The organism is Streptomyces sp. NPDC004647, from assembly GCF_040609575.1.
Lineage (GTDB): Bacteria > Actinomycetota > Actinomycetes > Streptomycetales > Streptomycetaceae > Streptomyces.
Genome location: NZ_JBEXKU010000139.1, coordinates 1 through 11,851 on the forward strand (window position 1 = coordinate 1; position 11,851 = coordinate 11,851).

The following is an 11,851-nucleotide window of genomic DNA, read 5'->3' on the forward strand; positions in this document are numbered from 1 at the left end:
CCTCGGCGGCTTCGGCGGCGGCGAGCTTGTCCGCGGTCTTTCGGGCCGCGCCGAGCTCCTTCGGCTCCTCGGCCGACGCGTCCAGAGCGGGCGGTGCGGGCACCGTCCACATCCACTCACGGAGCTTGTCCCGCTCGTGGGTGAGGTCGTGGATGTCCTCTTCCGCGTACTCGAACTCCGGGGACCAGAACAGCGCGTCGAAGGGGCACACCTCGATGCAGATACCGCAGTACATGCAGAGCGCGAAGTCGATGGCGAAGCGGTCCAGGACGTTACGGCTGCGCTCGCGCCCGCCGGGCGCCGCGGCCGGCACCGTCTCCTTGTGGGAGTCGATGTAGATGCACCAGTCCGGGCACTCGCGGGCGCACAGCATGCAGACGGTGCAGTTCTCCTCGAACAGGCCGATCACGCCGCGGCTCCGGGGCGGCAGTTCGGGCTGTACGTCCGGGTAGTGCGCGGTGACGGAGCGTCGCGTCATCGTGCGCAGGGTGACGGCGAGGCCCTTCGCGAGGCCGCTGCCCGGAATACGGGACCGGGAGGGCGAGGAGGCCGAAGAGGACGCAGCCATTACTGGATCACCACCTTGACGATGCCGGTGAGCGCGATCTGGGCGAGCGCGAGCGGGATGAGAACGGTCCAGGCGAGCTTCTGGAGCTGGTCCTCGCGCAGACGCGGGTAGCTGACCCGCAGCCAGATGACGCCGAACGCGAGGATCGCGGCCTTCAGCAGAGTCCACAACCAGCCGAGGCCGTCCGCCCCGCCCGGGCCGTGCCAGCCGCCGAGGAAAAGGACGGTGGTCAGAGCGCAGAGGACGATGATGCCCGCGTACTCGGCGAGCAGGAAGAGCGCGAAGCGCAGCCCCGTGTACTCGGTGTACGCGCCGAAGATGATCTCGGAGTCGGCCACCGGCATGTCGAACGGGGGCCGCTGGAGCTCGGCGAGGCCCGCGGTGAAGAAGACGAGCCCGCCGACGATCTGCCACGGCACCCACCACCAGTGGAAGGCACCCACGATCCCGACGAGCGAGACGGTACCGGCGGCCATCGCCACGGAACCGGCCGTGAGCAGCATCGGCAGCTCGTACGCGAGCAGCTGCGCGGCGGTACGGAGGCCGCCGAGCAGGGAGAACTTGTTCGCCGAAGCCCAGCCCGCCATCAGCGAGCCGAGCACGCCGACCCCCATGACCGCGAGCACGAAGAAGATGCCCGCGTCGACGACCTGACCGACGGCGCCCTCTCCGGGGCCGATCGGTATGGCGACGAGGACGAGCAGATATGGCAGCAGGGCGACGGCGGGCGCGAGTTGGAAGATCCGCCGGTCGGCGCCGGCGGGCACGATGTCTTCCTTCTGTGCGAACTTCACGCCGTCCGCGACGAGTTGGGCCCACCCGTGGAACCCACCGGCGTACATCGGCCCGACCCGGCCCTGCATATGGGCCATCACCTTGTGCTCGGTCTGGCCGACGACCAGCGGCAGAACGAGGAAGGCAGCGAAGACGGCGAGCAGCCGCCACAGGACGTCGAGGACGTCGGTCACGGGGTCTCGCCCCCTTCGGGCTCGTTGTTGGCCCCGCCGTCCGTGGTGGCGGGGGCGTCATGGGCGGGGCGGGGATTGTGCCACGGGGCGTCCGCGGACCGCTTCCCCGCGCTCTCGCCACCGGTCCGGCGAGACGTGGCGGGGCCTGCTTCCGCGGTCGGTGCATCCACGGCCGGTGCATCCGCGGCCGGTGCTTCCGGAGCGGGAGCCTCCGGGGCGAGCGACTCGGGTGCGGGCGACTCGGGTGCGGGCGACTCCGGGGCGGGAGCTTCCGGAGCGGCCGCATTCGGAGCAGGCGGCTTCGGGGCGGTGGCTTCCGGCGTGATGGCTTCCGGGGCGGTCGGCTGCGCGGTGTCCGTCGCCTCAGGCTGCTGCCCGCTCGCGGTTCCTTCGGTCGCGCTGCGCGTCCGGCGGGCCGGGCGGTCCGTGGGCGTCGTCGCCGCTGCTGCTGAGGACGCCTCGGCCTCCGGCTGTTGGCTCGCCGAGCCGGCGCCCGCGGTGCGAGCCCGGCGCGGCGGACGGTCACCCGCGGCCGCACGGGCGCCGCGGGCCGGACGGGCGGGCGCCGGGGGCAGCTGGCCCTTGAGCGGCCCCCACTCATTGGGATCCGGAACGCCCGGCGGGAGCATCTGCCGCCGCTTGGGGCCGCCGTGTTCGGACTCCCCCGGCTCCTTCGCCCCGGGCCACGCCTTCACGACGCGCGCCGCCAGTACGAAGTCCTTCCGCAGCGGATGCCCCTCGAAGCCTTCGGGCAGCAGCAGCGGCACGAGGTGGGGGTGGCCGGTGAAGTCGACGCCGAACATCTCGTGCGTCTCGCGCTCGTGCCAGTCCGCTCCCGCGTAGACACCACTCGCGGTGGGCAGCGCGGGGGCGTCGTGCGGCACGGTCGTACGGACGAGCAACCTTCGCGGCGCGCTGCCGCCGGCCGCGGGTGCGCCGCCGGTCACGGGGGTGTCCGCGGCCGTCCCGGTCGCGGTCGTCCCGGTCGCGGTCGTCCCGGCGGCTGCCGGACCGGCGGTCGGAGCGGGGGTCGGACGGGCCGAACCGGCCGGAGTCCCGATGGCCACGACGTGCGCGGAGATGCGGAATCCCGTACCGGGCTCGTCGACCGCGCTCAGCCAGTCGAAGTATGTGCAGCCGAGGGTGTCCCGCGCGGTCTCGAGCGCGGTGGTCCACTCCGCGGCCGGGACGTCGACGGTGAGCAGGCCGTATGACTCCTCGGCGCTCGCCCCCTCGCCGAAGAGCTCAACTGCGCCGGCAGGCAGCCACCCGACGGGCGGCTGCGCCACCGGTGCGGCTGCTTCTTCGGGCTCCGCACCCGGAGGCAGCGTCGAGGCGTCGCCGCCGGTTGGGGCGGCTGGGGCGATTGGGTCCGAAGTGGCAGCTGGGTCGGCGGACTTGCTTGTCCCGCTCCCCCGCGTCTGCTCCGCGGCCTCGCTCTGCTCCGCGAGCTGCGTCGGCTCCGCGGACTGGCTCTGCTTGGCGGCCTCCGCCGGCCCGGCTGACTCGGTCTGCTTCGCGGCGTCGGTCCGCTCCGGGGACTTCTTCGGCTCCGTGGGTTCGGTCACCGGTCGCCCCCTTCTTCCCGGGCGGCCGGTCCCTCCTGCGCGGGCCGCGGCGCGCCCGCGCCGTTGCCGCCCTGGTCCGCAGAGCCGCCTCCGGAACCGCCGTTCGCCGCGGCAGTCCCGGTCCGGCCATCCGCCGCCGCACCGCCGTCCGCACCAGCCGAACCCGTGGTCTCAGCCGAGGTCGAACCACCCTCCGTACCCGCACCGTGCCCGAACGCGGGCACAGTGGTGCCCGTGGAGCCAGTGGAGCCAGTGGAGCCAGAGCCAGTGGAGCCAGAGCCAGTGGGACCGGACACCAGGCCGCTCCGCAGCGCCGTCGTCGACGCCCGGCCCGCGCCCGCAGCACGCACGCCCGTGCCGGCGGCGGGCCCGTAACGGTCGCCCAGCGACTCGCGGGCGATCTTCTCCTGGAGCTTGAGGATGCCCTGCAGCAGCGCTTCCGGACGCGGCGGGCAGCCCGGGACATAAACGTCCACCGGGATGATCTGGTCGACGCCCTTGGTCACCGAGTACGAGTCCCAGTACGGCCCGCCGCAGTTCGAGCAGGCGCCGAAGGAGATCACGTACTTCGGCTCGGGCATCTGCTCGTAGAGCCGCTTCACCGCGGGCGCCATCTTGTCCGTCACCGTGCCGGAGACGATCATCAGGTCGGCCTGCCGCGGCCCCGGCGCAAAGGGGATCACCCCGAGCCGGATGAAGTCGTGCCGCGCCATGGACGCGGCGATGAACTCGATCGCGCAGCACGCGAGTCCGAAGTTGAAGACCCACAGGCTGTAGCGGCGGCCCCAGTTGAGGACCACCTTCATGGGTTCCGGGGCGAGGCGGGCCAGGGTGCCCAGCCGGCGAGGCTCCGGCAGCATCTCGGGAGCGGGTGTCACGTCCATTCCAGAACGCCCTTCTTCCAGGCGTACAAAAGGCCCACGGCGAGGAAGCCGAGGAAGATGAACATCTCCACCAGCGTCGTCCCGCCGTAGCCGGGCGCGGCGAAGATCGTCGCCCAGGGGAACAGGAAGATCGAGTCCACCGCGAAGATCACGTACAGGAAGGCGTAGACGTAATAGCGCACCTGCGTGTGCGCCCAGCCCTCGCCGACCGGGTCCACGCCGCACTCGTACGTCAGGAGTTTCTCGGGCGTCGGCACCACGGGGCGCAGCAACCGCCCGGCCCCGAAGGCCACGGCGACGAACAGCATTCCGACCACGGCGAGCAGGCCGACCACCGAGTAACTCTCGAAGTAGTCCGCCGCCAGATGGACCGGTGCCGTGAGTACGGTCGACGTCGGCTCGAGCACGTCCGCCCCTCGCTCCCTGGCTGCCTTGTTCGACGATCTGTACGCACGGGAGTCTAGGCCCTGCCGCAGACGCCGTGACCAGCCGTCTCAAGCCGAGGTGGGGTTATCCCTACTTCAAGCCACCTAACCACCCCATGGCGTCCGGTCGGCCCGGCCCGGCAGGCTGGCTCGCATGACCGAGAGCACCCCTCAGGCCGGCGGCGCCGGCAACGACGACCGGCTGCCGCCCGCGCGCCTCGCCTTCGGCGCGCAGACCTGGAAGGAGATCTCGTATCTCCTCGTCAATCTGCCGATGGCGGTTCTCGGCTTCGTCTACGTCTCCACCTGGCTGTTCTCCGGCGCGGTGCTCACGCTGACGGTGATCGGTCTGCCCCTGCTCGCCTTCGGGCTGTCGGGCGCGCGGCTGCTCGGGCGCTGGGAGCGCTCCCGAGCGCGCGGCCTGCTGGGCGTACGGATCGACGAGCCGAGCCCGATCCGGCAGCACGCCCGCGGTGGTTTCCTCTCCTGGATGTGGACGAGTCTGAAGGACCCGGTCGGCTGGCGGGCGGTGCTCTACTCCTTCATGCGGCTGCCCTGGGGGATCGCCACCTTCGCCGTCACTCTGTGCTGCTTCCTCGCTCTCTGGCCGGTGCTGCCCTGGATCGCCCGCGGGCTGACCAACGCCGACCGGGCGATGGCGCGCGGTCTGCTCTCCCCCTCCGACGAGCTGGAGCGGCGGATCGCCGAGCTGGAGTCGGACCGTGGGTCGGTCGTGGACACCGCCGCAGCCGACCTCCGGCGCATCGAACGCGATCTCCACGACGGCGCCCAGGCCCGCCTCGTCGCCCTCGCCATGGATCTCGGTCTGGCGAAGGAGAAGCTGCTCGAGGACCCCCGACACCGCCGCCCGCATGGTCGACGAGGCACACGGCGAAGTGAAACTCGCCCTCCAGGAACTACGCGACCTCGCCCGCGGCATCCACCCCGCCATCCTCACCGACCGCGGACTCAGCCCAGCACTCTCCGCCCTCTCCGCACGCTGCACCGTCCCCGTCAACGTCACCGTCGACCTCCCCCAGCGGCCCGCCCCCGCCATCGAAGGCATCGCCTACTTCACCGTCTCCGAACTCCTCCAGAACATCAGCAAACACAGCGAGGCGAGTACGGCGTCCCTGGAGCTGTGGCGGTCGAAGGACCGGCTGCTGGTCCGGATCGAGGACGACGGCCGCGGCGGGGCGCGCCTGGACACCGGTAGCGGGCTGTCGGGGCTGGCGGAGCGGCTGGGCGCTGTGGACGGGCAGTTGGCGCTCGGCTCCCCGGTGGGCGGCCCGACGGTCGTGACGGCGGAGCTCCCCTGGCGGGACCGCACCGACGGCTGAGCCGGGGCTGCACTCGGCCAGAGCCGCGACTGTACCGGCCTGAACCGCGGCTGTACCGGCGTGAACCGCGGCCGTGACGCGCCGGGCCGGACCGTACTCGGCCAGAGCCGCGGCCGTACCGACCGCGAGCCGGGGCCCTCCCACCCGCTCAGCCGCGACCGTACAACTGCGCAGCCGGGACCGTACCCGCCGCCGGGACCGGGGCCGCACCGCCGTTCCGCCACGCCGTACCGCCGTACCGCCGTACCCGGCAACCGCACGGGCGAGCGGGCCAGCGGGCGGGCAACGGGCACTATCGCCACCTCGATGGGTGGGGAAAACCCCCTCTCCAAGACACCGACCGACGCCATGGTCCGGCAGCCCCCGCTCCAGCAGGCTTGAGCCATACACACACGCGTCGGACCGCAGAAACGGACGTCACCATGGCCATCGCATACGGACCGGAGACGGGCACGCACCGGATGCCCGCGGCGCTGCGAGCGCCGCTGGAGGGCCGCACCTGGCGCGAGTTCCTCTATCTGCTGCTCAACCTGCCTGTCGCCACCACGATGTTCTGTTTCGCCGTCACGATGACCTCCCTCGGGGTCGGCCTGTTGGTCACCTTCCTCGGCGTGCCGGTGCTGGCCGCTGCCCTGGCCGGCGCCCGCGGGCTGGGCTACATGGAGCGCGCCCGGGCCCGCGCGCTACTCCGCCTGGACGTGGCCGATCCCCTGCCCGTACGTCCCAGGAAGGGCCGCAGCGGGCCCACGGCGTGGATGGGCGCGATGCTGGCCAACGGCGTCTCCTGGCGGCATCTGCTCTATTGCGTACTGCACTTCCCCTGGGCGGTGTTCGGCTTCTGCGTGTCGCTGGTGCTCTGGGTGAACGGCTGGGCGCTGCTGTTCTATCCGCTGTGGAAGTGGGTGTTTCCGCGCTACGGCGAGCAGTCCGGTATGCAGGTGTACGGCGACGGTGACGGCAACGGCCTCTACCTGGATACGCCGTTCGAGATGGCCGCGACCGCCGCTGTCGGCCTGCTGATCGTGATCGCCACCCCGTGGGTGTTCCGCGGTCTGACGCAGGTGGACCGGTTGTTGGTGTCGGGGCTGCTCGGGCCGACCCGGCTGGCCACCCGCGTATCGGAGCTGGAGTCGGACCGTGGGTCGGTCGTGGACACCGCCGCAGCCGACCTCCGGCGCATCGAACGCGATCTCCACGACGGCGCCCAGGCCCGCCTCGTCGCCCTCGCCATGGATCTCGGTCTGGCGAAGGAGAAGCTGCTCGAGGACCCCGACACCGCCGCCCGCATGGTCGACGAGGCACACGGCGAAGTGAAACTCGCCCTCCAGGAACTACGCGACCTCGCCCGCGGCATCCACCCCGCCATCCTCACCGACCGCGGACTCAGCCCAGCACTCTCCGCCCTCTCCGCACGCTGCACCGTCCCCGTCAACGTCACCGTCGACCTCCCCCAGCGGCCCGCCCCCGCCATCGAAGGCATCGCCTACTTCACCGTCTCCGAACTCCTGCAGAACATCAGCAAACACAGCAGGGCGACCCGCGCCTCCGTCGACGTGTGGCGCGCAGAGGACCGGATCATGATGCAGATCGCGGACGACGGGCGGGGCGGCGCCGACACGTCGGTGGGTTCCGGACTCGCCGGGCTCGCCGAGCGGCTGGATGCGGTCGACGGTCTCCTCATCGTGAACTCCCCCGAGGGGGGCGGTACCACCATCACCGCCGAACTCCCCTGGCGCTCCCCGCATCAGCAGCCGGCCTTCCGGTCGTGAGCCCCCCGGCTCACGACCGGCTCCCCCGGGCTCCGCTCACTCCCCCGGCTCTCCGGCTCCCCGTGCGCGCGGAACTCACCCCCCTCACCCCCTAATCCTCCTTCCGCCGGACGCCAGGGGCGTCCGAATCCTGGAATGCTGAGCCCTGTACAGGGGCGGGACACCGGCGGGACACCGCGGGGACGCAGCGATTCGGGGGGCTGAGGAACGTGGAGGACAGGGTGCAGGTGGTCATCGCCGAGGATTCGGTGCTGCTACGGGAGGGCCTGACCCGGCTGCTGACCGACCGCGGGCACGATGTGGTCGCCGGGGTCGGCGACGCGGAAGCCCTGATCAAGACCGTGGGAGAGCTGGCCGACCAGGGCCAGCTGCCGGACGTGGTGGTCGCGGACGTACGGATGCCGCCGACGCACACCGACGAGGGTGTACGGGCCGCGGTGCAGCTGCGCCGGGACCACCCCGGGATGGGCGTGCTGGTGCTCTCCCAGTACGTCGAGGAGGAGTACGCGACCGAGCTGCTGGCGGGCAGCAGCCGGGGCGTCGGCTACCTCCTGAAGGACCGGGTGGCCGAGGTACGGGAATTCGTGGACGCGGTGGTGCGGGTGGCCGGCGGTGGCACCGCGCTGGACCCGGAGGTCGTCGCCCAGCTGCTGGGACGCAGCCGCAAGCAGGACGTGCTGGCCGGGCTCACCCCGCGGGAGCGGGAGGTCCTGGGGCTGATGGCCGAGGGGCGTACGAATTCGGCCATCGCACGGCAGCTGGTGGTCAGCGACGGCGCCGTCGAGAAGCACGTCAGCAATATCTTTTTGAAGCTCGGCCTCTCGCAGAGTGACGGGGATCACCGTCGAGTGCTCGCGGTTCTCACCCATCTCAACTCCTGACGGGCCGCCTCATGGCCAAGATGCGTGCTGGGCGCACTCAACGGAAGTCGGCTCGGTCCATGGTCCTGGGCCCAACGTATGAGGTTCGGGCAGTCGGGCATATCATGCTGAATCTACGCAAAAGGGTGTCTCATAAGTGAGTCCACCATGTGACACTTCAAAGGAAGGCGACCCTTACCGTCGTACAGTGGCCAGCGGGACGACGGCCGGCATCACGACCAGTCCCGAGCCGCCGCCTCGAAGGAGGTCCAGTTCAGTGACCAGCAAGGTCAGTACCCAGGCCGAGTCGGCCGATGGGGCAGTCACCGGGGATCAGCTCAGCCCCGGCAAGGAAGTCAAGCGTCTAGACCGGGTCATCATTCGCTTCGCGGGCGACTCCGGTGACGGTATGCAGTTGACGGGTGACCGGTTCACGTCGGAGACGGCGTCGTTCGGCAACGACCTGTCCACGCTGCCGAACTTCCCTGCCGAGATCCGGGCTCCCGCCGGCACGCTGCCCGGGGTGTCCAGTTTCCAGCTGCATTTCGCGGACCACGACATCCTCACTCCGGGCGACGCGCCGAATGTGCTGGTCGCGATGAACCCGGCGGCACTCAAGGCCAACCTGGCGGATGTGCCGCGCGGCGCGGAGATCATCGTCAACACGGACGAGTTCACCAAGCGCGCGATGACCAAGGTGGGGTACGCGACCAACCCGCTCGAGGACGGCTCGCTGGAGGCGTACAGCCTCCACCGGGTGCCGCTGACCACGCTCACCGTCGAGGCGCTGAAGGAATTCGACCTCTCCCGCAAGGAGGCGGAGCGCAGCAAGAACATGTTCGCGCTCGGCCTGCTCTCCTGGATGTACCACCGCCCGACCGAGGGCACCGAGAAGTTCCTGCGGTCGAAGTTCGCGAAGAAGCCGCAGGTCGCCCAGGCCAACGTGGTTGCTTTCCGGGCGGGTTGGAACTTCGGCGAGACGACCGAGGACTTCGCCGTCTCCTACGAGGTGCAGCCGGCCTCCGCCGCCTTCCCGGCGGGCACGTACCGCAACATCTCCGGGAACCTGGCGCTGTCCTACGGGCTGGTCGCCGCCTCCCGGCAGGCCGATCTGCCGCTCTACCTCGGCTCCTACCCGATCACCCCGGCCTCGGACATCCTGCACGAGCTGTCCAAGCACAAGAACTTCGGCGTGCGGACCTTCCAGGCCGAGGACGAGATCGCCGGTATCGGCGCGGCGCTGGGCGCGGCCTTCGGCGGCGCGCTCGGCGTCACGACCACCTCGGGACCCGGCGTGGCCCTGAAGTCGGAGACCATCGGCCTCGCGGTGTCACTGGAACTCCCGCTGCTGGTCATCGACATCCAGCGTGGCGGGCCGTCCACCGGGCTGCCGACCAAGACCGAGCAGGCCGATCTGCTCCAGGCGATGTACGGGCGCAACGGCGAGGCCCCGGTCCCGGTCGTGGCCCCGGCCACCCCGGCCGACTGCTTCAACGCCGCCCTCGAGGCGGCCCGCATCGCCCTGGTCTACCGCACCCCTGTCTTCCTGCTCTCCGACGGCTACCTGGCCAACGGCTCGGAGCCCTGGCGGGTCCCGGAGGTGGACGAACTCCCGGACCTCCGGGTGCAGTTCGCGACCGGCCCGAACCACACCACCGAGGACGGCGCGGAAGTCTTCCATCCGTACAAGCGCGAACCGCAGACCCTCGCCCGGCCATGGGCGGTGCCGGGCACACCCGGTCTGGAGCACCGCATCGGCGGCATCGAGAAGCAGGACGGCACGGGCAACATCAGCTACGACCCGGCCAACCACGAGTTCATGGTGCGCACCCGGCAGGCGAAGGTGGACGGCATCGAGGTGCCGGACATCGCCGTGGACGACCCCGACGGCGAGGCCGGGGTCCTGGTGCTGGGCTGGGGCTCGACCTACGGGCCCATCACCGCGGCCGTACGCCGTATCCGCGCCGCCGGCGGCAGCATCGCCCAGGCGCATCTGCGCCACCTCAACCCCTTCCCGCGGAATCTCGGAGAGGTCCTGGCGCGTTACGAGAAGGTGGTCGTACCGGAAATGAACCTCGGACAGCTCAGCACACTGCTGCGGGCGAAGTACCTGGTCGACGCCCAATCCTTCACCCAGGTCAATGGCATGCCGTTCAAGGCCGAACAGCTTGCGACCCACCTCGCAGAGGTCAGTGAACAAAGCGCCAAGGAGGCCATCGATGGCTGAGACGATGACGGGGGGCCTCTCGACGAGCCAGGCGCTCTCACTCATTCCCAAGGCCGACGCCAAGCAGTCGATGAAGGACTTCAAGTCCGACCAGGAAGTGCGCTGGTGCCCCGGTTGCGGTGACTACGCAGTCCTCGCCGCCGTACAGGGCTTCATGCCCGAGCTCGGTCTGGCGAAGGAGAACGTCGTCTTCGTCTCGGGCATCGGCTGCTCCTCCCGCTTCCCGTACTACATGAACACGTACGGAATGCACTCGATCCACGGGCGCGCCCCGGCGATCGCGACCGGTCTCGCGTCCTCGCGCCGCGATCTGTCGGTGTGGGTCGTCACCGGTGACGGCGACGCGCTGTCCATCGGCGGCAACCACCTCATCCACGCGCTGCGCCGCAATGTGAACCTCAAGATCCTGCTGTTCAACAACCGGATCTACGGCCTGACGAAGGGCCAGTACAGCCCGACGTCGGAGGTCGGGAAGATCACGAAGTCGACGCCGATGGGCTCGCTGGACGCGCCCTTCAACCCGGTGTCGCTCGCGCTCGGCGCGGAGGCCTCCTTCGTGGCCCGTACGGTCGACTCCGACCGCAAGCACCTCACACAGGTGCTGCGGGAGGCAGCCGCCCACCCGGGCACGGCGCTGGTGGAGATCTACCAGAACTGCAACATCTTCAACGACGGCGCCTTCGAGGTCCTCAAGGACAAGGAGCGGGCGGAGGAGGCGGTGATCCGGCTGGAGCACGGGCAGCCGATCCGCTTCGGCACGCCGTTCCGGGAGGAAGAGGGCGGGGACGGCCTCGGCACGAAGGGTGTCGTACGGAACCGGACGACCGGCGACCTCGAGGTCATCGATGTGACGGCCGAGGGCACGGCGGACGTGCTGGTGCACGATGCGCACGCCGCCTCGCCGACCACGGCGTTCGCCCTCTCCCGGCTCGCCGACGCCGACACGCTGCACCACACCCCCATCGGGGTGCTCCGCAGCGTCCAGCGCCCGGTCTACGACACCTTGATGGCCGACCAGCTGGAGAAGTCGGTCGAGCGGTTCGGCAAGGGCGACCTCGGCGCGCTGCTCACCGGCAAGGACACCTGGACGGTCGTCGGCTGACCCGCTGCGTCGGGATCCCGACGCACGAGCGGGACTTCGACGCACGACCCGGACGCGGCCCGGGCCTGACAGATCGGAAGAGCGTGGTGGTGGGGATGAGTGTGGCCACGTAGGGGTTGTTATCGGTGGGCGGCGTGTGA

At 70.6% G+C, this 11,851-nt stretch carries 8 protein-coding genes and 2 pseudogenes; 5 read left to right on the forward strand and 5 right to left on the reverse strand.

Annotated features, from left to right (window positions below; genetic code table 11):
- The 5 genes and pseudogenes from ABZW18_RS33045 to ABZW18_RS33065 form a co-directional block, all read right to left on the reverse strand.
- The coding region (locus ABZW18_RS33045; RefSeq protein WP_356194803.1) for an NADH-quinone oxidoreductase subunit I at positions 1-568 on the reverse strand (568 nt) is incomplete at its 3' end.
- Entirely contained in the window at positions 568-1,536 is a 969-nt protein-coding gene (locus ABZW18_RS33050) for a complex I subunit 1 family protein (protein ID WP_356194805.1), read from the reverse strand. The genes ABZW18_RS33050 and ABZW18_RS33045, both read right to left, overlap by 1 nt.
- Entirely contained in the window at positions 1,533-2,825 is a 1,293-nt protein-coding gene (locus tag ABZW18_RS33055; protein WP_356194819.1) for an NADH-quinone oxidoreductase subunit C, read from the reverse strand. Before ABZW18_RS33055 ends, ABZW18_RS33050 begins: the two co-directional genes overlap by 4 nt.
- A gap of 551 nt (positions 2,826-3,376) precedes the next feature.
- A pseudogene (locus tag ABZW18_RS33060) lies at positions 3,377-3,988 on the reverse strand (NADH-quinone oxidoreductase subunit B family protein); the annotation flags it as partial.
- Complete coding sequence (locus tag ABZW18_RS33065) at positions 3,979-4,395, reverse strand: NADH-quinone oxidoreductase subunit A (RefSeq protein ID WP_356194807.1); 417 nt, start codon at positions 4,393-4,395, stop codon at positions 3,979-3,981. The gene ABZW18_RS33065 and the pseudogene ABZW18_RS33060, both read right to left, overlap by 10 nt.
- Positions 4,396-4,567: 172 nt before the next feature.
- Here ABZW18_RS33065 and ABZW18_RS33070 point away from each other — a divergent pair.
- From ABZW18_RS33070 to ABZW18_RS33090, 5 genes and pseudogenes are all read left to right on the forward strand, one after another.
- Positions 4,568-5,753 (forward strand): annotated as a pseudogene (locus ABZW18_RS33070) (sensor domain-containing protein).
- Between the two features lie 422 nt (positions 5,754-6,175).
- Entirely contained in the window at positions 6,176-7,522 is a 1,347-nt protein-coding gene (locus ABZW18_RS33075) for a sensor domain-containing protein (RefSeq protein WP_356194810.1), read from the forward strand.
- Positions 7,523-7,743: 221 nt separating this feature from the next.
- The gene (locus ABZW18_RS33080; protein WP_356194821.1) at positions 7,744-8,403 is read left to right on the forward strand and encodes a response regulator transcription factor; all 660 of its coding nucleotides are present in this window, start codon (positions 7,744-7,746) and stop codon (positions 8,401-8,403) included.
- A 256-nt stretch (positions 8,404-8,659) separates the two neighbouring features.
- Positions 8,660-10,609, forward strand: coding sequence for a 2-oxoacid:acceptor oxidoreductase subunit alpha (locus tag ABZW18_RS33085; RefSeq protein ID WP_356194813.1), 1,950 nt, complete (start codon positions 8,660-8,662; stop codon positions 10,607-10,609).
- Positions 10,602-11,711 carry a 2-oxoacid:ferredoxin oxidoreductase subunit beta gene (locus ABZW18_RS33090; RefSeq protein ID WP_356194816.1) on the forward strand — a complete coding sequence of 370 codons (1,110 nt, stop codon included), beginning with the start codon at positions 10,602-10,604 and terminating at the stop codon, positions 11,709-11,711. Before ABZW18_RS33085 ends, ABZW18_RS33090 begins: the two co-directional genes overlap by 8 nt.
- Positions 11,712-11,851 lie beyond the last annotated feature (140 nt).

Coding starts and splice junctions, on each gene's coding strand:
- ABZW18_RS33075 (WP_356194810.1), top strand. CDS start 6,176: ATGGCCATCGCATACGGACCGGAGACGGGCACGCACCGGATGCCCGCG.
- ABZW18_RS33090 (WP_356194816.1), top strand. CDS start 10,602: ATGGCTGAGACGATGACGGGGGGCCTCTCGACGAGCCAGGCGCTCTCA.